This is a genomic window from Virgibacillus doumboii (genome assembly GCF_902806455.1).
Classification (GTDB): domain Bacteria; phylum Bacillota; class Bacilli; order Bacillales; family Amphibacillaceae; genus Lentibacillus; species Lentibacillus doumboii.
Genome location: NZ_CADCWQ010000002.1, coordinates 498,797 through 521,042 on the forward strand (window position 1 = coordinate 498,797; position 22,246 = coordinate 521,042).

Annotated in this window: 32 protein-coding genes; 26 read left to right on the plus strand and 6 right to left on the minus strand. The window is 39.2% G+C overall.

Going from position 1 to position 22,246, the window contains the following annotated elements:
* The first annotated feature begins 32 nt into the window (after window positions 1-32).
* On the plus strand, window positions 33-1,943 hold the full coding sequence (locus G6R02_RS18915) for a TRAP transporter permease (protein ID WP_205520279.1): 1,911 nt from the start codon (window positions 33-35) through the stop codon (window positions 1,941-1,943).
* Window positions 1,944-2,109: 166 nt separating this feature from the next.
* Here the strand turns inward: G6R02_RS18915 and trhO are convergent, their stop codons facing one another.
* The gene (gene trhO / locus G6R02_RS18920) at window positions 2,110-3,084 is read right to left on the minus strand and encodes an oxygen-dependent tRNA uridine(34) hydroxylase TrhO (protein WP_164670921.1); all 975 of its coding nucleotides are present in this window, start codon (window positions 3,082-3,084) and stop codon (window positions 2,110-2,112) included.
* Window positions 3,085-3,557: 473 nt separating this feature from the next.
* Between trhO and cspD the strand changes: the two genes are divergently transcribed.
* The 4 genes from cspD to G6R02_RS18940 all read left to right on the plus strand — a co-directional run bounded on the left by cspD (window position 3,558) and on the right by G6R02_RS18940 (window position 5,291).
* On the plus strand, window positions 3,558-3,755 hold the full coding sequence (gene cspD / locus G6R02_RS18925) for a cold-shock protein CspD (RefSeq protein ID WP_164670922.1): 198 nt from the start codon (window positions 3,558-3,560) through the stop codon (window positions 3,753-3,755).
* Window positions 3,756-3,833: 78 nt separating this feature from the next.
* Window positions 3,834-4,523 carry a class I SAM-dependent methyltransferase gene (locus G6R02_RS18930; RefSeq protein WP_164670923.1) on the plus strand — a complete coding sequence of 230 codons (690 nt, stop codon included), beginning with the start codon at window positions 3,834-3,836 and terminating at the stop codon, window positions 4,521-4,523.
* A 1-nt stretch (window position 4,524) separates the two neighbouring features.
* Entirely contained in the window at window positions 4,525-4,833 is a 309-nt protein-coding gene (locus tag G6R02_RS18935; RefSeq protein WP_164670924.1) for a hypothetical protein, read from the plus strand.
* Window positions 4,833-5,291, plus strand: coding sequence for a GNAT family N-acetyltransferase (locus G6R02_RS18940; RefSeq protein ID WP_164670925.1), 459 nt, complete (start codon window positions 4,833-4,835; stop codon window positions 5,289-5,291). Before G6R02_RS18935 ends, G6R02_RS18940 begins: the two co-directional genes overlap by 1 nt.
* A 71-nt stretch (window positions 5,292-5,362) precedes the next feature.
* Here G6R02_RS18940 and G6R02_RS18945 read toward each other — a convergent pair whose 3' ends face one another.
* The 5 genes from G6R02_RS18945 to G6R02_RS18965 form a co-directional block, all read right to left on the minus strand.
* Window positions 5,363-6,565, minus strand: coding sequence for a tyrosine-type recombinase/integrase (locus tag G6R02_RS18945; RefSeq protein WP_164670926.1), 1,203 nt, complete (start codon window positions 6,563-6,565; stop codon window positions 5,363-5,365).
* Window positions 6,531-7,007, minus strand: coding sequence for an ImmA/IrrE family metallo-endopeptidase (locus tag G6R02_RS18950; protein ID WP_246202667.1), 477 nt, complete (start codon window positions 7,005-7,007; stop codon window positions 6,531-6,533). The genes G6R02_RS18945 and G6R02_RS18950 overlap by 35 nt, the downstream gene beginning before the upstream one ends.
* 81 nt (window positions 7,008-7,088) lie before the next feature.
* The gene (locus G6R02_RS18955) at window positions 7,089-8,345 is read right to left on the minus strand and encodes a thermonuclease family protein (RefSeq protein ID WP_246202668.1); all 1,257 of its coding nucleotides are present in this window, start codon (window positions 8,343-8,345) and stop codon (window positions 7,089-7,091) included.
* 17 nt (window positions 8,346-8,362) lie between these two features.
* Window positions 8,363-9,031: an SHOCT domain-containing protein gene (locus G6R02_RS18960; protein ID WP_164670927.1), complete on the minus strand. Its 669-nt coding sequence runs from the start codon at window positions 9,029-9,031 to the stop codon at window positions 8,363-8,365.
* Between the two features lies 1 nt (window position 9,032).
* The gene (locus G6R02_RS18965) at window positions 9,033-9,422 is read right to left on the minus strand and encodes a helix-turn-helix domain-containing protein (RefSeq protein ID WP_425509078.1); all 390 of its coding nucleotides are present in this window, start codon (window positions 9,420-9,422) and stop codon (window positions 9,033-9,035) included.
* 142 nt (window positions 9,423-9,564) lie between these two features.
* On the opposite strand from G6R02_RS18965, the gene G6R02_RS18970 reads away from it, so the two are divergent.
* The 21 genes from G6R02_RS18970 (at window position 9,565) to G6R02_RS19070 (ending at window position 22,231) form a co-directional block, all read left to right on the plus strand.
* The gene (locus tag G6R02_RS18970) at window positions 9,565-9,798 is read left to right on the plus strand and encodes a helix-turn-helix domain-containing protein (protein WP_246202669.1); all 234 of its coding nucleotides are present in this window, start codon (window positions 9,565-9,567) and stop codon (window positions 9,796-9,798) included.
* A gap of 10 nt (window positions 9,799-9,808) precedes the next feature.
* A complete protein-coding gene (locus G6R02_RS20175; protein WP_246202670.1) occupies window positions 9,809-10,606 on the plus strand; it encodes a BRO-N domain-containing protein in 798 nt (265 codons plus the stop codon).
* Window positions 10,606-10,911 (plus strand): hypothetical protein, encoded by a 306-nt coding sequence (locus tag G6R02_RS18985; protein WP_164670928.1) that lies wholly within the window; start codon window positions 10,606-10,608, stop codon window positions 10,909-10,911. Before G6R02_RS20175 ends, G6R02_RS18985 begins: the two co-directional genes overlap by 1 nt.
* Window positions 10,912-10,988: 77 nt before the next feature.
* Window positions 10,989-11,504, plus strand: coding sequence for a hypothetical protein (locus tag G6R02_RS18990; protein WP_164670929.1), 516 nt, complete (start codon window positions 10,989-10,991; stop codon window positions 11,502-11,504).
* Window positions 11,501-11,752, plus strand: a complete 252-nt coding sequence (locus tag G6R02_RS18995) for a hypothetical protein (RefSeq protein WP_164670930.1) — start codon at window positions 11,501-11,503, stop codon at window positions 11,750-11,752. Before G6R02_RS18990 ends, G6R02_RS18995 begins: the two co-directional genes overlap by 4 nt.
* Window positions 11,753-11,855: 103 nt before the next feature.
* A complete protein-coding gene (locus G6R02_RS19000; RefSeq protein WP_164670931.1) occupies window positions 11,856-12,065 on the plus strand; it encodes a hypothetical protein in 210 nt (69 codons plus the stop codon).
* 223 nt (window positions 12,066-12,288) lie between these two features.
* Window positions 12,289-12,558: a hypothetical protein gene (locus G6R02_RS19005; protein ID WP_164670932.1), complete on the plus strand. Its 270-nt coding sequence runs from the start codon at window positions 12,289-12,291 to the stop codon at window positions 12,556-12,558.
* 86 nt (window positions 12,559-12,644) lie between these two features.
* Window positions 12,645-14,609: an AAA family ATPase gene (locus G6R02_RS19010; RefSeq protein WP_164670933.1), complete on the plus strand. Its 1,965-nt coding sequence runs from the start codon at window positions 12,645-12,647 to the stop codon at window positions 14,607-14,609.
* A complete protein-coding gene (locus G6R02_RS19015; protein WP_164670934.1) occupies window positions 14,610-14,909 on the plus strand; it encodes a hypothetical protein in 300 nt (99 codons plus the stop codon).
* On the plus strand, window positions 14,902-15,843 hold the full coding sequence (locus tag G6R02_RS19020; RefSeq protein ID WP_164670935.1) for a recombinase RecT: 942 nt from the start codon (window positions 14,902-14,904) through the stop codon (window positions 15,841-15,843). Before G6R02_RS19015 ends, G6R02_RS19020 begins: the two co-directional genes overlap by 8 nt.
* Window positions 15,843-16,544, plus strand: a complete 702-nt coding sequence (locus G6R02_RS19025) for an MBL fold metallo-hydrolase (protein WP_164670936.1) — start codon at window positions 15,843-15,845, stop codon at window positions 16,542-16,544. The genes G6R02_RS19020 and G6R02_RS19025 overlap by 1 nt, the downstream gene beginning before the upstream one ends.
* 13 nt (window positions 16,545-16,557) lie before the next feature.
* On the plus strand, window positions 16,558-17,433 hold the full coding sequence (locus G6R02_RS19030) for a DnaD domain-containing protein (RefSeq protein WP_164670937.1): 876 nt from the start codon (window positions 16,558-16,560) through the stop codon (window positions 17,431-17,433).
* A complete protein-coding gene (locus tag G6R02_RS19035) occupies window positions 17,430-17,720 on the plus strand; it encodes a hypothetical protein (RefSeq protein ID WP_164670938.1) in 291 nt (96 codons plus the stop codon). Before G6R02_RS19030 ends, G6R02_RS19035 begins: the two co-directional genes overlap by 4 nt.
* The gene (locus tag G6R02_RS20280) at window positions 17,717-17,848 is read left to right on the plus strand and encodes a hypothetical protein (RefSeq protein ID WP_281347129.1); all 132 of its coding nucleotides are present in this window, start codon (window positions 17,717-17,719) and stop codon (window positions 17,846-17,848) included. The genes G6R02_RS19035 and G6R02_RS20280 overlap by 4 nt, the downstream gene beginning before the upstream one ends.
* 4 nt (window positions 17,849-17,852) lie before the next feature.
* On the plus strand, window positions 17,853-19,298 hold the full coding sequence (locus G6R02_RS19040; RefSeq protein ID WP_246202671.1) for a DNA cytosine methyltransferase: 1,446 nt from the start codon (window positions 17,853-17,855) through the stop codon (window positions 19,296-19,298).
* Window positions 19,299-19,309: 11 nt separating this feature from the next.
* Window positions 19,310-19,636, plus strand: a complete 327-nt coding sequence (locus G6R02_RS19045) for a nucleoside triphosphate pyrophosphohydrolase family protein (protein ID WP_164670940.1) — start codon at window positions 19,310-19,312, stop codon at window positions 19,634-19,636.
* Window positions 19,633-19,839, plus strand: a complete 207-nt coding sequence (locus G6R02_RS19050; RefSeq protein ID WP_164670454.1) for a hypothetical protein — start codon at window positions 19,633-19,635, stop codon at window positions 19,837-19,839. Before G6R02_RS19045 ends, G6R02_RS19050 begins: the two co-directional genes overlap by 4 nt.
* A 142-nt stretch (window positions 19,840-19,981) precedes the next feature.
* On the plus strand, window positions 19,982-20,509 hold the full coding sequence (locus tag G6R02_RS19055; RefSeq protein ID WP_164670941.1) for a Holliday junction resolvase RecU: 528 nt from the start codon (window positions 19,982-19,984) through the stop codon (window positions 20,507-20,509).
* Between the two features lie 158 nt (window positions 20,510-20,667).
* Entirely contained in the window at window positions 20,668-21,078 is a 411-nt protein-coding gene (locus tag G6R02_RS19060) for a replication terminator protein (protein WP_246202673.1), read from the plus strand.
* Between the two features lies 1 nt (window position 21,079).
* The gene (locus G6R02_RS19065; protein ID WP_164670942.1) at window positions 21,080-21,520 is read left to right on the plus strand and encodes an ASCH domain-containing protein; all 441 of its coding nucleotides are present in this window, start codon (window positions 21,080-21,082) and stop codon (window positions 21,518-21,520) included.
* Between the two features lie 3 nt (window positions 21,521-21,523).
* Complete coding sequence (locus tag G6R02_RS19070) at window positions 21,524-22,231, plus strand: hypothetical protein (protein ID WP_164670943.1); 708 nt, start codon at window positions 21,524-21,526, stop codon at window positions 22,229-22,231.
* Window positions 22,232-22,246: the final 15 nt, after the last annotated feature.

The window sequence follows — 22,246 nt, forward strand, 5'->3', positions numbered from 1 at the left end:
AGAATGTAAATGAAATAGACAAACATGAATTAATGGCAAAATATGATAAGGAAAGTAATTTTCGTACGAATCTGGGACCCTGGGGATGGGTTACACTTATAATCGGTGCAGCACTAACTATTTTCCAGCTTTATACCGGATATTACGGTGCTAAAGTTTCCATGATCCAAGGGGCTATACATCTTGGTGCTGGGTTAAGCCTGGTTTATTTGCTTTACCCGATAAAATCCTCAATGACGAAACGAAGAGGTGTACCCTGGTACGATGCGTTGCTGGCATTGGCTGCGTTATTTACAAACTTTTATATTGTTTACAATTATGAACATTTGATTAACGAAGCTATCATATTTGGCTTTACAGCTACTGACCAAATAGTAGCCACCGCGGGAATATTATTATTACTTGAAGCTACAAGGCGTGTTGTAGGGCTTCCAATTGTTATTATTGCAATTGTCGCATTGCTTTATGGTTTATTTGGTAATTTTGTTCCTATTATCGGGCATGCAGGTTATGATTGGCCATCACTCGCAACGGAAATGTTTTTTAGCTCAAGCTCCATCTTTGGTATCCCTATTCAAATCTCATCCACGTATATTTATTTATTCCTATTTTTTGGGGTAATCCTGGTTAAGACAAATATTGGTCAATTTTTTAATGATATTGCACTGCGACTGACAGGAAAATACACTGGTGGAACAGCCAAAGCAGCTGTTGCAGCGAGTGGGTTGCAAGGGATGGTCAGCGGCAGCTCAGTTGCCAATACGGTTGGTTCGGGTTCATTTACCATTCCAATGATGAAAAATGCAGGGTTTAAGCCGCACTTTGCTGCTGCATCAGAGGCTGCGGCATCGACTGGTGGTCAGTTAATGCCTCCGATTATGGGAGCAGCTGCATTTATCATGGCTTCATATACTGGTACTCCATACAGTGAAATTATCGTTATCGCACTCATTCCAGCGATACTATATTTCTCAGGTGTGTTTATGGGTACACACTTTGAAGCTAGGAAGCAGGGAATTTTGGGGCTTGCAAAAGAGCAACTCCCTAAAACGAAAAATTTAATCAAACGGCTTGATTTATTTGCTCCGCTTGTAATTATAATCGGATTCTTGCTGGCAGGAAAAACGCCTACATTTGCAGCGTTATTTGCGATTTTTACAGCATTTATTATTAGCTTCTTCAGGAAAGACACAAGAATGTCATTTAAAGGAATTATCAATTTGCTTGAAGAAGGTGCGAGGACAGCATTGCCCGTTATCGCAGCCTGTGCGACTGCAGGTATCATTGCGGGAACTGTAACCACTACAGGACTCGGACCAAAGATAGCTGGTGGAATTATTGATCTTGCACAAGGACAATTCTTCCTTGTCATGGTATTCACAATGTTTGCTTGTATCATCCTTGGAATGGGTCTTCCAACTACTGCAAACTATGTTGTAACAGCAACAATGGCTGCACCGGCATTATTGGCATTTGATGTACCGGTAATCGCAGTTCATATGTTTGTATTTTACTTTGGGATTGTAGCGGATATTACACCGCCTGTTTGCCTGGCCGCATATGCCGGGGCAGGGATAGCCGGTGCGAACCCGATGAAAGCCGGGGTAACTGCTGTTAAATTGGCTATTGCAGCATTTATCATTCCGTATATGTTTGTTTCACAGCCAATACTCCTGCTGCAAGGGGATGCAAATGCGGCAAACGTGGCTATTGCTGTTATTACAGCCTTGTTAGGTATGGCAGCCATTAGTTCCAGTTTGATCGGCTACTACGTGAAGTCATTAAGTTGGATAGAGCGAATATTTCTTGCAGTTGGCGGTATACTTCTTATCTATCCGGATGTTAAATTTTCATTGGCAGGTTTAGTGATCTTTGCAGTAATTACAACGATGCAATTCCTTCAAGGAAAGTCAGATAAAATGAAACAACAAACATCAAATTAAAGGGTTGTTTTATAAAAGATTGTGGCGAAAGATGCTAATGTGAACAGTTGAGGTAAGCAGAGGCTTCAGTAAAAACGAAGTCTATATCAACTGTGTGTTCATAACTGCAACCTTTTGAAAAAGAACCAAATATAAAAATGCAGGCGATATTTTTCGCCTGCATTTTTTATGCTTCCTGTTTCATATTTTCTTTTTCAATTATATCCAATCTTTCCTGAATTTCTTCTTTGGAAAGGCCATGTTCTTTAACGTACATGTTTCGTGGGCTTACACGGCATTCATGTGTACAGCCACGCATATATTTATGCTCATTTTCTTCCGAGCAGAGAATTTGTTTATTGCATTCAGGGTTTGCACAGTTAACATAACGCTCACATGGTTTGCCGTCAAAATAATCCACGCCGACTACAACGTGTTCCTTTTGATTGACTGGAACGGAAATTCTTTCATCAAACACGTAGCACTGACCGTCCCATAATTCACCCTGTACTTCGGGATCTTTGCCATATGTGACAATTCCTCCATGCAATTGGGCAACATCTTCAAATCCTTGCTTAACTAACCAGCCGGAAAATTTCTCACAGCGGATGCCGCCTGTGCAGTAGGTCAAAATGCGTTTGCCTTCAATCAAATCTTTATTTTTTTCAACCCATTCCGGTAATTCGCGGAACGTCTCGATGTCCGGGCGAATTGCGCCGCGGAAATGCCCCAGATCATATTCATAATCATTACGGGCATCCAGGACTACTGTATCCTCATCCTGCATAGCTTCAAAAAATTCCTTTGGTTCAAAATATTTTCCTGTCGTTTGTTTCGGATTAATATCCTCTTCCAGACGGAGGGTTACCAATTCTTTTCGTGGACGCACATGCATTTTTTTGAATGCATGTCCCTCATGTTTATCAATTTTAAAAGCCATATCAGCAAAGCGCGGGTCATTACGCATTGCTTCCATGTATTGTTCGGTATGTTCAACAGTACCTGAAACGGTTCCGTTGATTCCTTCATGTGCCACATGAATACGTCCTTTTAATTCCAAATCATTACAGAATTGGAGGTGCTCCATCGCATACTCAACAGGATCCACAATGGGCACATACTTATAATACAGTAAAACCTGATATTCCTTACTGTTTGTCATGTTTTCTACCACCTATCATTCATATTTGCAAGATATAAATGCTGGTAGTCGGTATTCAATTATAATCTTGCAAGACAATATTTTATCAATTTGCGGGGGATTTTTCAACTTTGCTTTTCCGGTTTATGCAGTCTGTAAACCTGAAATGCCGAAGTTCATAGGAAAAATGCCGAAGTTCACAAGAAAAAAGCCGGAGTTCACAATTGGTTTGTTCGAAGTTCACAATTAAAGTGCCGAAGTTCAACATTTGTTCGGTGTACGCCATACAGGTTGCTCAAATATTGCTCAATTAAATAACGGATTCAAAAAATATTTCTCTTTACACTTGCTTTTTATTCTCAAAACGGTTAAAGTTAAGTAAGCAAAAGGAAATTGATATTTGTAATACTTTACGATCTCTTTAACAAAGTGGTGTAAAAGTATTAATGATTCAATTATACTTTGCACGATATTTGTATAAGGAGGTCATTTTAATGACTGGTAAAGTAAAATGGTTTAACGCTGAAAAAGGTTTCGGTTTCATCGAGCGTGAAGACGGAGACGACGTATTCGTACACTTCTCAGCAATCAATGCTGAAGGTTTCAAAACGCTTGAAGAAGGTCAAGACGTTGAATTTGAAATCGTTGAAGGTAACCGCGGACCTCAAGCAGCTAACGTAAACGCTCTTTAATAGATGAATTTAAAAAGGCTTATCTCATTCGTGAGGTGAGCCTTTTTTTAGTTTATAATATAACTATGGAGGGATTTCATGGCAGATTCATTTAATTGGCACAAAGAGGCAGAGTCGCAATGGGTCCATCGTGCAGCATTTTGGAATGAACGAAGCAAAAATATGTGGGATAGTGGGAGCAGAAAGGATATTATTCCGTTTATCGAAAAGCATATCGAAAAAGGAAGCAGTATACTCGATATCGGCTGTGGTGATGGGTATGGATCCTACAAGCTTTATAAGTCCGGATATAATGTAACAGGCATGGATATCTCACAGGAAATGATTATGCGGGCAAAAAAACGCGTACATAATGATGAAATAAATTTTTTGCAGGGTGATGTTGGAAACTTGCCGTTTGCTGATAACAGCATGGATGGTATCATGGCAATCAATGTCCTTGAGTGGACTGAGTTTCCTGCACAAGTACTAACAGAACTTTATCGTGTATTAAAAATAGACGGTACGCTTTGTATAGGGTTATTGGGCCCGACAGCTGGACCAAGAGCGAACAGCTATCCGCGTCTTCGCGGTGAAAAAGCTATTTGTAACACAATGATGCCATGGGAATTTCAGCAGCTTGCCGGTGAAAGCAACTTCCAATATGTTGATGGTTTTGGTGTTTATAAAGATGGTGTAACAGAAAGTCACTATAAAAATCTGGATTTTGACTTAAAACAGGCATTATCTTTCATGTGGATTTTTATGATGCGAAAAGCAGGTGAATAATATGGACAAAAAAGAAGTGGAACAAAAGGTAATTGAAAGTTATCAGCATGATGAGAAAATGATGATTCTTATTTATGCGCAGTGGTGTATCAATAATGACTTTGATCCTAAGGCACTATACGAAAGAGCGTATCCTTCACAACTGAAAAACAACGCATTGACCGAAGCACTTGAATTAACCGTTCCCAAAAAAGAATCAGATGAAATTCCCAATCAGACTGTACTGAATGCGCTGCAGCTTTTCGGGAATGATGATCTGGCATTTATCGTTCAGGAAGAAATTGAAAACAGTAAGGAGCAGAAGGAATAATGGAATGGGTAGTGAAAACATTCAATGAACTTTCAAACGAAGAACTGTATGCAATTATGAAAACAAGAGTGGATATTTTTGTGGTTGAGCAGGAATGTCCATACCCGGAACTTGATAATTATGATCAGCAGGCAATTCATTTTTTTTTAAAGATTAATGAAGAAATTGCTGCAAATGTACGACTTCTTCCAAATGGTTCCAAGTATGAAGAAGCTTCCATCGGCCGTGTTTTGGTTGCAAAAAAATTCCGGGGTCAAGGCTATGCAGGTCAAATTATGCAAAAAGCGATTGATTTTCTTGTGAACGAATGGAATGAAAAGCGAATAAAAATTCAGGGTCAGGAATACTTGAAAAAGTTTTATTCCGGCCTCGGTTTTAAGCAAATTTCCGAAAGCTATCTGGAGGATGATATTCCCCATATTGACATGATTTGGGATTATAACGCAAATAAACGTTGATATAACAGCGTTTATAGGTTAATTTTCCTGTGAAAATTTCAAAAATGTCACATAAAAGTAACATTAATTTTTCAAAGAGATATTTTTTGAAGCATTTCATCAAAATTGCCTCTGATTTTTTCCGAGGCATTTTCTTTCATTTTGTTAGTCACATGTGTGTAGATTCCCATTGTTGTTTTTGGATCACTGTGCCCCACTTTTTGCATGATAGTTGGTAAATCGACACCGGCTTCTGTCAGCATGCTAATATGTGTGTGGCGAAATATATGCGAAGTTGCATGTTTATCAGAGCCAATTAACCGCAAAATACGCTTGATACGATCATTCACCGTTCCACGGAAATAAGGATAACCATTTTTATGCTGAAAAACAAAATCTGCATCATGGAAATCGTCAATTAAAGTCCGGTATTTCATTTTATGTTCATCGTTTTTTCTAACTAATTCCCGCAGCATATCCATAATCGGTTGTTCCATGTCTATCGTTCGGGCTGTACTGTTTTTAGTAGTACCCATATCATATGTCCTCATATTTTCGTTATGTCCAGATATCGTTTTATAGATGCGTATTTGATTCCTATCAAAGTCCAAATCCTGTTTTTGCAAAGCATTTAACTCACCAACGCGCATTCCGGAAAACGCGAGAGTATAGAAGCGTTCTTTATCCAACTCAAGACCATATTTAAGAACGCCATCTAGAAACGTATCCAATTCTTTTCTTTCCCAATACTTTTCTTCAATACTATTCTTTTGTAGGTCCTCAATCGTTTTTGGCTTTTCAGGAATAACTATATCTTTAGCCGGATTAACCGTCATATAGTTATATTTCACCGCAAATTTAAAAATCAAATTAGCACATGCTTTGATTCCTAATAGTGTGTTTTTTGCAGTACCATCTGAAAAGACATCATTTATGACACTCTGGAAGAATAAATGTGTTAATTTATCAATCGGTATCTTCGCCATTTTTTCATTCAACCTTTTAATTTGTCCCATTCGAATATCAATAGTATTTCCTTTAACTTTAGTTACCCTATACATTTCCAACCATTTAGCAGCTAGCTGGTCAAATGTCACTCCTTTTACCTGTTTTGGATCCACACGAGTTTCAGTTTGTTTGGCTATCTCATCCCTTACTTTCTGTTTAGCCTCTTTTTGTGTCTTACCACGTCGCTTTATCTGATTTCTCTTTCCGGTAACAGGATTGGGAGGTGCATCGGCAATACATTCCCATCTCTTTTTACCCGATTTTGTTTTGATTTGTGTGCAGTACATTGCTCATTCCCTCCAATAGAATGCTATTTTTATACATTTCTAATCTTCTAAGAGCAAACTCGTATTCCACGTTAAACAGATTCATAACATCATATATTGAGTAGTCATATAGGTTGTCCAACATAAATGTTGGAATGCAGAAATGATAGGCAAATTGAGTCGCTTGATATTCTTGTAATTGACGAAACAAGTATGGCATGTTTAGTTGTTGCCCGACATGTCTTAAACGGTGTCCAAGTTCATGTCCAAATTGCTGCCATTCAACTTGTTCACTTGATTTTTCGAGTATGATATCATTCCCAAATCGAAACGTAGTTTTCCGATACACAATATTAATACCTAGTTTTTTTGCAATCACAAACATATATAGTTGATTCGGTTCTGTTATCCTCAATCGATAATATAAATCGGTTACAAAGTCCTCCATATATGTGTAAACCAACTAATTACCCCCATAATATAGAATGTATGTTCGTATTTAGTTTATAAGATAGGGTGTACAATTGAATGTACACCTTTAAAATTATGCTGCAGGTAGAGATTCACAAACTTCACCGTCATTGTCACTGCCATCTAATCTATGCGGATCTGCATCAGGTCCTCCAGCTGCCTCATAAAAATCCTGGGCTTCTTGTTGTGTGTCAAAATCTCCACAATCTCTGTCAGGTCCATTAGGGTCATACTTAAGGCCGTTAGAGCTTGAATTACTTGAAGTAGATTTCGGACTAGAATCGTTGGAAGAAGCAGTTTCTGTGTTATCGGATTGTTGTGATTCCTGGTAATTAAATCCGTCACTGGTCACATAATTATTCCGACTCCAAATGCCTCTCTCGGCATTTTTAGCTCTGTTTTGTGCTTTCATAAACGCATTACTATGCGTATAAGGTGGATCATACACATATGCGTATCTGGCAAGGCCTTTTTCTAGTAGCATTTTGTTAAAGTTTTGTCCATCTACCCATAAATAAGCTAGCAATCTACCATAATGATCTCGTTTTGGTCCATCATATTCAATCTGAACTTTCTTACCAGTAAGTTGACTTTTTGCAAATTGACTTGCTTCAGGTCCAAATGGCTGTACAGGTTCTGAAGGGTGAACTGTTTCAGGTGTGTCAACCAAAAGAAGTCGTACATCTTCGGTTTTTCCATTCAATCTTATCTCTATCGTGTCGCCATCAACAACTCGTGTTACTGTTGCTGTTGCATCGCCGGGAGTTGATGCCTGCTGTTTCTTTTCATTTGAAGAAATGTTGTCATTGTTTGATGTATTTTCTATATCTTTGTCTGAGCTATCATTACTTGTTTTGTCGCTTTGCTTTTTCCCTTCGTTGTTCTGATCGGTGTCTTTATCTTGGTCATTTTGTTTTTCTATATCATTGTTCTGTTTTTTTTCTTCATTATCATTTGATGTATTTTCTTTTTCAGAATCCTCATGTTTTTCTTCAGTATTATTTACTTCATCAGAAGCTGTTTGCGAACTATTCGCCGTTTCGGTTTCAGGGATTGGTATAACTAATATAAGTAAAATTGTAATTGCTAAAATAATTCCTGCGATTTTTCTGTTAAGTATATATAAAGACAACAAATTACCTTTTATCAAAGCAATTATCGAGATAATAAATGCTGCAATTAAAACAAAATTAAGTATTGTAAATAAAACACTGCCTATTCCAACTGTAATCATTATAATAAGCAATAATCCTAGTATAGCGCTATAACTGATTGTGGCTAAAACCATTTTCCATGGCGAGTCTGTCCTGAATCCAGGTATTTTATTCAATTATAAACCTCCTATCTTTATTGTTTTAGAATTTTCTCTTTTTCTACTTCAAACTCTTCCTGGGTTAATATTCCCTTTTCCTTTAAATCGGCAATCTTTTCCAATAATGCATATTTGTCTTTGCTGCCGGATGTACTATTATTCCTTTTTTTCTTTACTGTTTCAGGGTTGTCTATCTTTTGTTGAAGGTCTTGGATGAATTTTTCGTAGTGGTCATTTTTCTTTATTTTGTGGAATAGTTTTTTTGACTTACCTATTTCAATTTGCAGTTGATGACCTTTCAATGGATACCCGCTGTCTTTGACGCCATTAATGCTAGTGAATTTCCACTCCTGTTTAAATTGTGATTTTTTATCTTTGAACGCATATAACAATCGTTTGTCAGTAATTAAAAGGATGCCGGATATTTTGTAATCTTCAAGTTTTCCATAATCTGCACCAATAAAGTTAATAACTGATTCACCATCTTTTAGTAATTCTTCAGCGTACAGTATTGATTGCTTGTTAACATATAAATCAATCTCCATTTTTCCAATATTATCTGCCCCCCATCCTGATAAGAGGTTTCGAAAATGGTTTTCTTTCTCTTGTTTAACCTTTTTGCGTTCTTTCTTTTTTTCATCTTGTTTTTCTATCTCCTGATTTACTTCATCCATGTACTGCTTAAATTTGTCACGTAAACCCAAGTTAATCCCCCTTTTTGCTTTGTTTAAACTTAATATAATCATACACATCTTCCAGCTGTTCAGCAGTCATGTTGGCTAGATCGTTAAACATTAAATCTGCGTCCGGGAACTCGGTTGCTATTTTATAAATAATCTTAGTTTTGTCATTTTCTTTATTAAATTCTGTGTTTTCTGTTCTACCCATTAAATAATCCGTTGTCACATCGTAATAGTCAGCTATTTTTCTAATTAGATCCAGATCAGGTTCAACTCGATTATTTTCATAATGAGCATAACGCGCACGAGAAATACCAATCGCATCGGCAACGCGTTCTTGACTGATTCCTCTTTTATTTCTTAAATACTTAACTCGTTTACCAAAAATATCATTTTCTTTTTCCAACGAAATCACCTCTAACACCTCCATTATAGACTATAAGTGATAACTTTTTTATCAATGATAAATATTTTTTCAAAATACTATTGACGATAAGTAATTTATCAATTATAGTATAGATATTGATACAAAACTTATCAAAAGCGAGGTGAAATAAGTGGAACGAAAAACTCTTTTGCAACTTAGAAAAGAACAGAGTCTTACTCAACAACAACTCGCTGAAAGGCTGGGTATATCAACTGTTTATGTACGTAAGCTTGAAAAGGGTGTTGTGAATCCGGGAAGAGAAACACTTGTTAAATACGAAAACTTCTTTAATAAAGATATGAAAGCACTTTTCCCAGATATTTTTTTGAGTAAAAATGATAAAAAACTTATCAAAAATGCGTAGGAGGTATTTCATGAATCAACTTTCGAGAATGTTTGATGGTTACGAGCTAACAATTTATGAACAAAACGGACGAATTGAATTCCTACTCAAGGATTTATGCAACATTTTAGAACTCGGTCAAGTCGCAGGTGTTAAAAGGCGTTTAGATAAGGACGTGATTTCAAATCACCCCCTTGAAACATCTGGTGGAACACAACAAGCAACGTTTGTTAATGAAGACGGTTTGTATGATGTCATCCTTGACAGTCGCAAACCGGAAGCGAAGCGGTTTAGAAAATGGGTAACATCTGAAGTGCTCCCGGAAATTCGGAAAAACGGTTCTTATCAACTTGATACATCACAGCTTAGCCCTGAGTTGCAACTAATGAACAAAATGGTTGCGGCAATGGCTAAAAATGAACTCGAAACTAATGAGGCAAAAAGACTCGCTGCTGAAGCAAATCAATCAGCTAAAAACATTTCAAACATCGTGTCTATGAATAATGTTGAATGGCGCGACAAAGTAAAGGTTATCTTACGAAAAATAGCTAAGAACTGGACTGGCATTGAACCTTATCGAAGTGTTATCAACCTGAGTTACGAAAAACTAGAAAAGCGCGCCGGGTGCAAACTGGATATTAGACTGAACAACCGTAAAGAACGAGCGATAGCTCAAGGTATGAGCAAATCATATGTAAGTAAAATCAACAAACTTGATGTCATTTCTGAAGAAAAACGCTTAGTTGAAATCTACATTCAGGTTGTTAAGGAAATGGCAATTCAATTTCGCGTCAACATCAATGATTTTAAATTCGAGGATGTGATCTAATGCCAACATTCAGCCAGGAAGAAATACAAGAATTTGCATCTGAAATCAAAAAGCAGTTGTTACCAGTATTGCTTCAAGAACTACGCGAAAAACAACTGCCGCCAGTATTGACAAGAAAGCAATTCATGGAACTTGTCGATATTGGCCCAAGTAAATGTAATGAACTATTCAACCGGCAGGACTTTCCAGTAAATCGAGAGCTGGGCCATCCAAAAGTAATAACAAAAGATTTTTTCGAATGGCTCAGCGCAACTAACCAAAACGCAGACGAAGTCAATTTCAGTAAAACTTTAAAGATTATCTAATCACCACGAATCTAGCATACTATCAAAATTTGTAAATCGGAATATAGTAAGTTCCACAATTTAATAGGAGGGTGAACATGAAAGTAGGAAGTGCAATAAAAGGACTAATGGAAAGGACGGGGGTTAATGGCGAACAAATGGCTATGGATCTGCACACAAGTAATTCAAACATATCCGCCATGAAGCACAATCGCAGGAATATGCAACGAGATATCGCCGAATCGTCGCTACAACAGTACGACGATGCTACATACAACATGGAAATCACACACGAATTTTCACAAGGTCAGACAGCACCACTCATGGACGGAATGGCTATCGATAGAGCAAATCACTTAGCGGTGATGGTAGCGGCACAAAAAGAGATTGACGATGCCGAGGAAGTTTTACAGCTAGATAAGTTCTTACGAAATCCAGAACTGGCGACAGAGCAATGTAAGGAAAGTGCTATGACGCTTTACAAGGAGTCAAAGGAAGCTGCGGATGTACTCTATAATCTGTGCGCTAAGTTATCAGAGGCTTACGAGTTTTCGGCAAAGGAAATGAATCAGCAGTTAAATCGGAAATGGAAGGCCGGGGAGGTTATTAGATGAATTTCAAAGATCACTTTAAAGAAGAGGATATACCAAAAGCTGAATCAGCATTTAAAAACATCGTGGGGAGTCTTGAGCTAATAAACTCATACACGCAGAAAGGTGATTTCCTTAACGCTCAGAGAATGGCTTTAAGTCTTACAAAGTCACTAACTGATTTAGATAAGTTGGCGTACAAGAAACGAGCAGGTCATCGCATGTATTTGCATCATTTACTTAATCAGCCACAAAGGTGGTATCCACAATGAGGAAATTTTATGAAAAGGCAACCGACCCGGATATATTTTTCCCGATTGTTTGCCTAATCAGCTGGGCAGTAGTCGCTTTTATGATTTGAAAGGAGGGATTTTGTTGAAAGTAGAAGATTTGATAAAGCAAGGTGCAAAAATCGATGTCCATTTTCATAGATGCAAAAGCTATGACGAGGCTTATGAAAAGTTAAAACCTTTTGAGGAATATGGTTCTATCCAAGAGGCAACACACAAAGGATCTTACTGGCTAGAAATTAAAGGTGACAGAATAGAATTTGCTGCCTTTATAAAAAATAACCCGCCAAAATGACGGGCTAAATCAAATAAAAAATACACTAAATTGTAATTCAAGAATATCACTCAACTGAATATAAGGCAAGGACAAGCTGGTCCTGCCTTAGAGGTCAAGAGCATGAAATTTCATCCCCCTTTCCCAAGTTCACGTACCACATGTTCTTGACTTCTAAGGTGCGACCAGCACCACAGCGCGTTAGTCACCTGCTGTTAATTTGAGACGGAAAGGAGGGTTGTTCATGGATTTAATAAAGCTGCAGAAACATTCAAAAGCAGTCCTTGAGGCGAATAAAGATGGTGTGGATGCTGTATTCGGTAATGAAATCCTGCTTGATAAGGATTTGTTTCATTCATTAGTTACTGAGTACGATTTACGGACTACAATCCAAAATGTCAGAGAAGGCAGGTACCATGTTAGCTTTTCGCTAAACGGCATTCCGTATTACAGTGTTTTCACTGAAGCGGAATACCAGGTCCGATTCACAGGCCATAAAAAAATGACCAGCTGAGAACTGGTCATCGGATAATCGCTTTTTCATCTACCCATATTATAAGCGATTATCCCTATTATATCAAGGTGGAGGGAGATTACTCAATGAAGAGCATTAAACTTGTGAACTTAGTGTTAACCAATTTCAAAGGTATTAAACATTTTGAACTTGATGCCGCCGGTGAAAAAGTGAAGATTTTCGGTGACAACGCAACAGGCAAAACGACAATCGCAGATGCTTTTATCTGGCTTTTGTTCGACAAAGACAGCAACAACAAAAAGGATTTTGAAATCAAAACGCTGCATAATGGCAAGCCAATTCACAATTTGGAACATACAGTTGAGGCTACACTCCAAGTTGATGGCCAACAATTAACGCTGAAAAAAATCTTTAAGGAAAAGTGGACAAAGAAGCGCGGTTCGGTACACAAGGAATTTTCTGGCCACACAACCGACTATGCAATTGATGGTGTTCCTGCCAAGAAAAAGGAATTCACCGAAAAGGTTACTTCCATTGTTGATGAAGAGATTTTCAAGTTACTGACCAATCCGAACTTTTTCAACGAAAAAATACATTGGAAGGATCGTCGGGATTTGCTTCTTGAGATTTCGGGTGATGTATCGGACGAGGAAGTATTTGCTACAAATGAGGACCTGAAAAAGCTTGCAGATGTGTTGAGTGGAAGGTCCATTGAAGATCACAAGAAAGTCATTGCAGCAAAGAGGAAAGAAATCAATGAGGAACTAGACCGCATTCCGGTTCGGATTGACGAAATCAACCGAGGATTACCGGATGTAAATGGATTGGATAAAGAGCAGATTGATAAGCAGCTGCAGGGACTATCCAATCAAATTGAAAGCAAACAATCTCAGATTAATAACATCCGGAGTGGTTCTGAAGTGAATAAGCTGAACATGCAAATCAGTGATATAGACCTGCAAATTTCGGACGTTAAGAACAAACATAATCAAAACGGCCAGGATGAATTGTACAAGCTTAAAGCTAAACTCCAAGAAGAGCAATCCAACATCAGTGTACTGCAATCAAAAATAAACAGTAAAAAGCAACAGCATAGCATGAATAAAGACCACATCAATGATCTAATCGAGCGCCGCAATATGCTGCGTGATGAATACGATGAAAAGGAACAACAGGAATTTAATCATGACGAAAATTGCACTTGCCCTTCATGTGGTCAGGACCTACCAGAAGAGCAACGAGAGGAAATAGAGAAGAAATTCAACGTCAACAAGGCAAGTTTGCTTGAAAAGATTAAAGAAAAAGGCATTGAAGCTAACAACAAAATCAAGGCATCAGGTGAAGAGAATCAAAAAATCGCTGATGAAATCGGTCAGATTGAAAAAGAAGTCAGCAAGAAGCAGGAACAAGTTACTAAACTCCAGGAAAAGATTCAGGATGCAGAATCAAATGTTAAACCAATTACCGATAATGCAACCTATAACAAGCTTATGCAAGATAGACAAGCAGTAGAACAGCAGATTGAACAAATACAGCAATCTGTAGAGCAATCGGTTCAGGAAGTGCAAAAAGATATTCAGTCGCTCAAAGAAAAGCAAAGTGCGTTGCAGATTGACCAGAGCAAACTGGCTCAATCAGAGCAATCTCACAAGCGTATTGCAGAACTTGAAAAGCAAGAAGAGGAACTTGCTGCAGAGTTTGAAGAACTTGAAATGGAACTGCATCTTACAGAAGAATTCACACGGGCTAAAGTTAATCTACTTGAAGAGAAGATTAACAGCAAATTCAAGTATGCGCGATTCAAGCTGTTTGATGAACAGATTAATGGTGGACTTACTGAAACGTGTATCACTACTGTTGACGGTGTGCCTTACGGGTCTGGATTAAATAACGCAGCATCAATTAACGTTGGCCTGGATATTATTAACACACTTTCAACTCACTACGGTGTACAAGCTCCAATTTTTGTCGATAACGCCGAGAGCATCACGAAACTCATCGACATAGACTCACAGATTATCAGTTTGGTTGTTTCTGAGACTGATAAGGAATTACGAATTGAAAATAAAGCGAAAATTGGGGTGGCATAAATGAGTGAGTTCACCGGATGGAGGAGAACCAATGATGTTGATTTTGGCGATTATGTAGATATTGAAATGCATCGTTATGGTGTGCCGAATGAAATGTTCATTCATAAAGTTGTTGGCGCATTGGAATCTAATGTATGGATTGATGCCCCCTTAAAACACGATAAAGAAGAAACGCTGCACGACCATATGGAGCCTGTGCTTAATGTAATACAATGCGGAATCGATGAAACAAAAGTGATTAGGGTTGCGCAAAAATATTGTAAAAAGATAGAAAAACAGGAGGAACCAATCAATGAGTAATAACGAACTGGCGTTAGTTAAGAAAGATACTGTCGACGTTGTAGCAAATAAGGTTAAAGAATTCCAGGAGGCAGGGGAGCTTCACTTCCCTGCTAACTACAGCCCAGAAAATGCAATGAAAAGCGCATGGTTAAAGCTCCAGGAAGTAAAAGCTAAAAGTAATAATGGATATGTTCCGGTGTTGCAACATTGCACAAAAGACAGCATCGCGAATAGCCTGCTGGACATGGTTGTGCAAGGTTTGAATCCATCTAAGAGTCAAGGCTATTTCATTGCTTATGGTAAGTCACTCACATTCCAACGTTCTTATTTCGGGACAATGGCCGTTACAAAAAGAGTTACTGGAGCAAAATCGATTGACCCAGCTGTTATTTATGAAGGTGACGATGTGGAGTATGAAACAGTCAATGGTCGTATTAAAAACCTGAAGCACAAACAAAAATTTGGAAACATCAATAAAGAAAATATTACCGGAGCGTACTGCGTTATCGACTTCGGTGACGGTGATGTTTACACCGAACTCATGACTATTGACGAGATTCGACAGGCATGGTCTCAATCGCAAATGTGGGGCAAGGACCAAAAACAAGAGAAAAAAGGCAGCACTCACGACAATTTTAAGCAAGAAATGGCCAAGAAAACAGTTATTAACCGTGCTTGTAAAAGGTACTTGAATAGCTCCGACGATGGAAGCCTAGTAATGCAACACTTTAATCGCCAAGATGAAGCGATTGAGGAAGCTAGGGCACAAGAGGAAATCAATGAGAACGCCAACTCAGAGTTTATCGACATTGAAGCAACAGAAGTTCCAGAAGAGCCTGAAACGAATGATGCACCAGAATCAAAACAAGAAAGCCAGGAACAAACCACTGTAGATGGTGTCATGAATGACATGGAAGAAAGAGAAGCAGCTGCCGGAGGTCCGGGATTCTGATGATCAAGATAAAAACTTTAGCAAGTAGTAGTAAGGGTAATGCCTATGCTGTCTCAGATGGGCATACCCAGGTACTACTGGAATGCGGGATAGCGTTTAAGGACATCAGAAAAGCATTAAACTTTAAAACTAGCAATCTGAAAGGCTGCTTAGTCAGCCACGAACATGGTGATCACACTAAAGGTTTAAAAGACGTTCTGCGGGCAGGAATTAACACATACATGAGCAAAGGCACTAAAGAAGCGTTGAACACAGAACACCATAGATTAAAGCCTGTCGAAGCGCAAAAACAATTCACAATCGGTACCTGGGACATTCTTCCCTTTGATGTTCAGCATGATGTGGCCGAGCCTATGGGATTTCTTTTAAAGAACAAGCAGGGTGAGAAGCTGTTATTTGCAACAGATACTTTCTATATCCGGTATAAGTTTAAAGGCCTTACACACTTGCTACTGGAATGTAACTACAGTAAAGACATACTGGACCAAAACATTCTGGAAGGTAGAGTGCCACAACTTATGAGAAAACGCCTTATCCGGTCGCATTTCAGCTTAGAAAACGTCAAGGAATTCTTGAGAGTAAATGATCTAAGCAAGGTGCAGGAAATCCATTTGCTGCATCTGTCGGATAGCAATAGTGACGAAGAACGGTTTAAGCGAGAAATACAAGAATTAACTGGAAAAGTAGTCTACATCGCGTAAAGGAGGGTGTGAAATGAAAGGATGGATAAAACTTCATAGAAGCATCATGGAAAGTGGCACATTCCGTAAATTAAATGCTATTCAGCAATTAATAACCATCTACATCATCCTTAACGCGAATCATGAAGACGGTGTTTGGTATGACAAATATAAAGATGTTGAGGTACCCATAAAACGTGGTCAATTAATTACTTCAAGAAACAAAATTGCGAATGATTGGTTTTCCGGAGAAAAGGACATCACAGAAAGAAAAGTTAGGACAACTTTAAACCGTTTAGAAAAGTACGGATTTTTGACCAAGCAAACGACCAACGGTTATACCCTCTTAACTATCTGTAATTACAGCATTTATCAAGCTAAAGACAACGAAAGCGACCAAGCAAATGACCAAGCAGTGACCAGGCATCGACCAGGCAGTGACCAGGCACTGACCACAAACAAGAATGATAAGAATGAAAAGAATGATAAAGAAGTATCTACTTCTACGGACGCGATTGTTTTTTACCAAAATAATTTTGGATTAATCAAACCATACATCTCCGAAGAAATGCTTTATTGGATTGATGATCTTGGAGACGAAATGGTGACTGAAGCATTAGGAAGGGCACTAGACCGTGGTAAACCAAGTTGGGGCTATGCCAAAAGTATTCTTCAATCCTGGTCAGGCAAAGGAATAAAAACATTAGATCAAGCCAAGGCAGAGGAAGTCGAGTTCCAGAACCAACAATCTAGTAAACGTGGAAACTATCAACCTCAGCAACAAGAAATAGTCCCGGATTGGTTCAAAAACCGAAAACAAAAACAGCGTAATTCTGATTCTAATAACCAAAATGATTGGGAAGAAACAGCACGATTGCTAAGTAAATATAAAGCGAGTGATGGCAATTGAACACCCTGACCAGAAGTGATGCGATTCTCAAGCAGGGCGATAGCCATATCATATTTGGCGACAAGGACATCGATTTTGGGATGCCTAAATGGCAACGATTAAAGATACTCAAACTCTGGCAATCAGGAAAAAGTATTATTCATATATCAAAACAAGTCAAACGCAATCAGCATGAGGTGTTTTTCACACTCTATGAGTATCAGATGGAAGGCAAGATTGATGATATTAGGAGAGCATTTGCACAGAAATCAAGCCTTCTTGTTCCAGGAAAGGAGCAACTGAAATGAAGGAGTACAAAAAAGGTGACAAGTTCAGGCCGAGGGCAAAGGTCTTGAAACTCAAGGGTAAGGTGCCAACTGTTCTACAGATAGGCGGCAGGCGCTATGTGTTTGAGCCGGAAGGGAAGAGGCGGTGAACAATTGAAAAAGCAGCTTGATATATTCAGGGAAATCATAGTAGATAACTTTGCCGGGGGAGGCGGTGCTTCAACTGGAATCGAACTAGCAACTGGGCTGAATGTTGATGTTGCCATCAATCATGACCCAGCTGCAATCGCAATGCACAAAGCGAACCATCCAGAAACAGAGCATTATTGCGAAAGTGTTTGGGACATTGACCCTCGGAAAGTCGTACAAGGCAGGAAAGTTGGATTGTGTTGGCTGTCTCCTGATTGTAAGCATTTTTCTAAAGCAAAAGGCGGGAAACCGGTCAGCAAGAAAATTAGAGGACTTGCGTGGATTGCTCTTAAATGGGCGGCAACAGTAAGGCCAAGAGTCATTATTTTAGAAAATGTTGAGGAATTTAAGACCTGGGGTCCGTTAAAAGACGGAAAGCCGGATCCTGAACGAAAAGGAGACACATTCAAATCATTCGTAAGGCAGTTCAGGCAGCATGGATACGAAATTGATTGGAAAGAGTTAAGAGCTTGTGATTATGGGGCACCTACGACAAGAAAAAGATTGTTCCTGATTGCAAGGTGTGACGGAAAACCGATTACATTTCCGGAAGCTACTCATGCTGAATCAGATGACCTAAATGTTCAAATGGGGTTAAAAAAACCGTATCGAACAGCAAGAGAGATAATTGATTGGTCATTAGATTGTCCTAGTATTTTTACAAGAAAACGTCCGTTGGCAGAAAATACTATGAGAAGGATTGCAAGAGGTATTGAGCGATTCGTTGTTGATAATCCAAAACCTTACATTGTGCGGATTGGTCAAACCGGATTTGGCGGGGATAGGTTGCAATACAAACTTGATAGGCCACTAACAACAATTACAACAAAAGCAGAGCATTGCTTAGTTACTCCGTTTCTTTCACATTACTACACGGAAACAACAGAAAATGGGGTGAGAGGTCAAACGATAAATAAGCCTGTGGCAACTATTCCAACAGCTAATAGATTCGGATTAGTGGCAGCTTACATCGGACAGCAGTATAAACATTCAATTGGTCACAAGATAGAGCAACCATTATGGACCACAACGACGGTGAATAAAGCACAATTAGTACAAGCTTTTCTCATGAAATATTACGGATCAGATACGGGTCAATCATTAAAGGAGCCACTGCACACGGTTACTACAAAAGACAGATTCGGATTAGTCACAGTGGAAGGTCAAGACTACCAGATAGTTGATATCGGAATGAGGATGCTCCAACCACATGAGTTGTTTGCAGCTCAAGGATTTCCGAAAGAATACGTTATTGACAGAGACTTTGAAGGCAACAAGTACCCTAAAACGCAACAGGTTGCTAGGTGTGGTAATTCGGTTCCACCACCATTTGCTGAGGCATTAGTAAGAGCAAACCTCCCGGAAATGTGTGTAGATAAATACGAATATAAAGCTGCTGTGAGCAGTTAGGAGGCGAATCAATGAAACTAAACGAGTACCAAGACTTATCAGCAAGAACAGCGCAACCACATGAAAACGAATTGCTGAATTACGGCTTAGGGTTGGCTGGTGAAACAGGTGAAGTTGTTGAATTGATTAAGAAAAGTATGTTTCACGGCCATGCAATTGATTTATCCAAAATCGAAAACGAGCTGGGAGACGTACTGTGGTATTTATCACAGATTGCTAGATTAGCGGGGGTTTCACTTGGAGACGTAGCACAAGCAAACTTAGTAAAGTTAAGCACGCGTTACCCGCATGGCTTCACCAAAGAGGACAGCATAAAACGAAAGGATGTTGTGAAATGAATGATATTGCGGAAAGGCAACGGCAAAGAGCGGTCAATGATCGTAAAACCCACATCATCAATGAGCTTTACAAAATGGGTGTAAATAGAACGCCTGATGGACGTAATTTGGAAGAATGCACACTGTTCACACTTGAACCAGTTTATATCAACGAGAAATGCCGTATGGCAAATATAAAGCACCAACAGGGTGAACTAAAATGAATGGGATTAAATCCTGGTTCTTTAAACCGTTTGCCCACTGGTTTGATTGTAGGTTTAGAAAAATACACAGATATAGCGTGTACACACATCGGTGCATTGTTTGCGATAAGAAAGATCATCACTACAAAGAAGGTGAACTGAAGTGACCTACACCGGAAAGCGGGGCAGCGCTTTTGAAAACAGCTTAAATTACACCAACCAGATATACATAAATCAAGGACGAGCTGTTATTAACAAGCGCCCAACACCCGTAAAAGTACTGAAATCAAAAGGAACAAGGGTGTTAAGCGGTTTTTATGAAGAAAAATCTACGGTTGATTACGATGGGATTTACCAAGGGAAGTCAATTGTCTTCGAGGCAAAGTCAACAAAAGAAAAGCGGTTGCCGTTCAGTATTATTGCTGATCATCAGATTAAGTACCTGGAGCAATCCGAAAAGCAAGGCGCTGTATCATTCCTAATCGTGTATATGAATATCACGAGGGAAACGTACCTGGTACCTAACAATATGCTTCAGAAGTACATCAGAGAAGCGCGAAACGGCGGCAAAAAATCAATTCCTTTACGTGATCTAGAAGTATATGCGCACCTGGTTAAGTCACAGAACGGTGTTCCTTTGGACTACTTGTCAGTAGTCGATAGATTACTAGCTGCAGAAAAGGTGGTGTGAATGCATGGCGATTAAGTCCAAGAAAAACAAAGGGAATCTTCCAGTCTATGATTCAAACGGTCTTGTAACTTATGGTCGTTGGGTGAACAGAAGCAAAGGGAAGTTTGCAAGGAAGGTCCGTAGACAGAACAAATAATAATAAGCGGGAGGTTATCAAAATGGCAAAAGAAAATCAGTACATGGTTGATTTGAACGAATTTGCAGATGGTGCATTAGCAGCACGATTTAACGAAGAACTACAGAAAGTCCTAGACAACATCGCGGATCCGAACACTATACCGGAAAAAGCCCGGAAAGTGACAGTCGAGGTTAGCATATACGGGGATGAAAGACGGGATGTTGTGAATGCATCTGTTGTAGCAAAATCCAAGTTGCTCCCGGCTAAGCAGGCTGATACCAAGATGCTTATGGGTGCGGATGACAACGGAAATGTTGTCGGAAAAGAATTAAGGTCCGGTGTCAAAGGTCAGATGTTTTTCGATAATGATGGCGACGTGGCCCAGGATACCGGGGAGAAGGCAGAGGCTGAGGACGATAATCGGGTTATCAGTTTCCGGGAGCAGAAGTGAAATGAAGGTTATATCGATCATGCAACCGTGGGCAACTCTAATAGCTTTAGGTGAAAAGGTGTTTGAAACAAGGTCATGGAAAACAAATTATCGTGGAGAAATAGCCATTCACGCCAGCAAAAAGATTGATCGTGCAGCATGCAAGACTTCTCCCATAGTTGAGACGTTAAACAAGCATGAGATCGTCCTACTTAGTGATTTGCCCACGGGAGAGATACTTGCTATTGCCGAACTTGAAGAATGCCACAAGGTAATCAGGGATAATAACCATTCCGCCATCGTAGGAAACAGATGGGTTGTTTCGCACAATGAATATCAATTTGGTGACTTTAGCGCAGGTAGATTCGCTTGGGAACTAACTAATGTAAGGGCCTTGGAAAACCCTATACCAGCAAAAGGTCAGTTAGGGATTTGGAACTATAATAAAAAACTGGAGGAATGAAAAATGATTAAAGAAGCATTGCAGTATCTGGTAGGCATGGGGAAAGCAGAAATTCACGAGCGTAATGGCCAAGACTGGTCCGATAAGAAGCTGCACCTTCTGGAAGAGCCAACAGCTGCACCATTTACGGTTCACACATTATCCGGGCTGGTTGATTATTTGCAGTCTGAGGTAGATGGTTCAGAACAAGTTTTTGTTAATGTTATTAGTCCGGATGAGGTTAGGGTTGAGTCGCCATTGAACGGAGATAAAGGACGAGATTACTTTATACGTGCTGCAGCACTCACACCTGATTTTCAATTCGATCGCTGGTATGACCCTGAAACATTCAATATCAAGCTGCAGTCAGCATTCGTTAAAAGCACAGATCGTGAACTGGTATTGAAAGTTGTAGGTAACATTGAGGACGAAAATGTTACAAGGTATAAGGATGACGGAGTGTCTCAAAAGGTAGTTGCGCGAACAGGAGCAGCTAATGTCGGAAACGTTGAAGTTCCTAATCCGGTTATATTGGCTCCTTATCGTACCTTTGTAGAAATTCCACAGCCGGATAGTAGCTTTGTTTTCCGGATGCAGGATGGACCAAAATGCGCGTTGTTTGAAGCGGACGGCGGTGCATGGAAGTTAGAGGCTATCGAGGGAATATCAAAGTACCTGGAACAAGAATTGCAGCAGCAAATTGAATCCGGAAGAATTACGATAATAGCTTAATAGATTATGAGGGCT

What these genes read in the sequence shown, in the direction of transcription:
- G6R02_RS19010 (WP_164670933.1), top strand. Translation starts at nt 12,645, where the DNA reads ATGAAGAGCATTAAACTTGTGAACTTAGTGTTAACCAATTTCAAAGGT.
- G6R02_RS18985 (WP_164670928.1), top strand. Translation starts at nt 10,606, where the DNA reads ATGCCAACATTCAGCCAGGAAGAAATACAAGAATTTGCATCTGAAATC.
- G6R02_RS18930 (WP_164670923.1), top strand. Translation starts at nt 3,834, where the DNA reads ATGGCAGATTCATTTAATTGGCACAAAGAGGCAGAGTCGCAATGGGTC.
- G6R02_RS18990 (WP_164670929.1), top strand. Translation starts at nt 10,989, where the DNA reads ATGAAAGTAGGAAGTGCAATAAAAGGACTAATGGAAAGGACGGGGGTT.
- G6R02_RS19060 (WP_246202673.1), top strand. Translation starts at nt 20,668, where the DNA reads ATGGCAAAAGAAAATCAGTACATGGTTGATTTGAACGAATTTGCAGAT.
- G6R02_RS19020 (WP_164670935.1), top strand. Translation starts at nt 14,902, where the DNA reads ATGAGTAATAACGAACTGGCGTTAGTTAAGAAAGATACTGTCGACGTT.
- G6R02_RS20280 (WP_281347129.1), top strand. Translation starts at nt 17,717, where the DNA reads ATGAAGGAGTACAAAAAAGGTGACAAGTTCAGGCCGAGGGCAAAGGTC.
- cspD (WP_164670922.1), top strand. Translation starts at nt 3,558, where the DNA reads ATGACTGGTAAAGTAAAATGGTTTAACGCTGAAAAAGGTTTCGGTTTC.
- G6R02_RS20175 (WP_246202670.1), top strand. Translation starts at nt 9,809, where the DNA reads ATGAATCAACTTTCGAGAATGTTTGATGGTTACGAGCTAACAATTTAT.
- G6R02_RS18995 (WP_164670930.1), top strand. Translation starts at nt 11,501, where the DNA reads ATGAATTTCAAAGATCACTTTAAAGAAGAGGATATACCAAAAGCTGAA.
- G6R02_RS19050 (WP_164670454.1), top strand. Translation starts at nt 19,633, where the DNA reads ATGAATGATATTGCGGAAAGGCAACGGCAAAGAGCGGTCAATGATCGT.
- trhO (WP_164670921.1), bottom strand. Translation starts at nt 3,084, where the DNA reads ATGACAAACAGTAAGGAATATCAGGTTTTACTGTATTATAAGTATGTG.
- G6R02_RS19045 (WP_164670940.1), top strand. Translation starts at nt 19,310, where the DNA reads ATGAAACTAAACGAGTACCAAGACTTATCAGCAAGAACAGCGCAACCA.
- G6R02_RS19065 (WP_164670942.1), top strand. Translation starts at nt 21,080, where the DNA reads ATGAAGGTTATATCGATCATGCAACCGTGGGCAACTCTAATAGCTTTA.
- G6R02_RS19030 (WP_164670937.1), top strand. Translation starts at nt 16,558, where the DNA reads ATGAAAGGATGGATAAAACTTCATAGAAGCATCATGGAAAGTGGCACA.
- G6R02_RS19015 (WP_164670934.1), top strand. Translation starts at nt 14,610, where the DNA reads ATGAGTGAGTTCACCGGATGGAGGAGAACCAATGATGTTGATTTTGGC.
- G6R02_RS18935 (WP_164670924.1), top strand. Translation starts at nt 4,525, where the DNA reads ATGGACAAAAAAGAAGTGGAACAAAAGGTAATTGAAAGTTATCAGCAT.
- G6R02_RS19025 (WP_164670936.1), top strand. Translation starts at nt 15,843, where the DNA reads ATGATCAAGATAAAAACTTTAGCAAGTAGTAGTAAGGGTAATGCCTAT.
- G6R02_RS18940 (WP_164670925.1), top strand. Translation starts at nt 4,833, where the DNA reads ATGGAATGGGTAGTGAAAACATTCAATGAACTTTCAAACGAAGAACTG.
- G6R02_RS18915 (WP_205520279.1), top strand. Translation starts at nt 33, where the DNA reads ATGGCAAAATATGATAAGGAAAGTAATTTTCGTACGAATCTGGGACCC.
- G6R02_RS18945 (WP_164670926.1), bottom strand. Translation starts at nt 6,565, where the DNA reads ATGTACTGCACACAAATCAAAACAAAATCGGGTAAAAAGAGATGGGAA.
- G6R02_RS19005 (WP_164670932.1), top strand. Translation starts at nt 12,289, where the DNA reads ATGGATTTAATAAAGCTGCAGAAACATTCAAAAGCAGTCCTTGAGGCG.
- G6R02_RS19070 (WP_164670943.1), top strand. Translation starts at nt 21,524, where the DNA reads ATGATTAAAGAAGCATTGCAGTATCTGGTAGGCATGGGGAAAGCAGAA.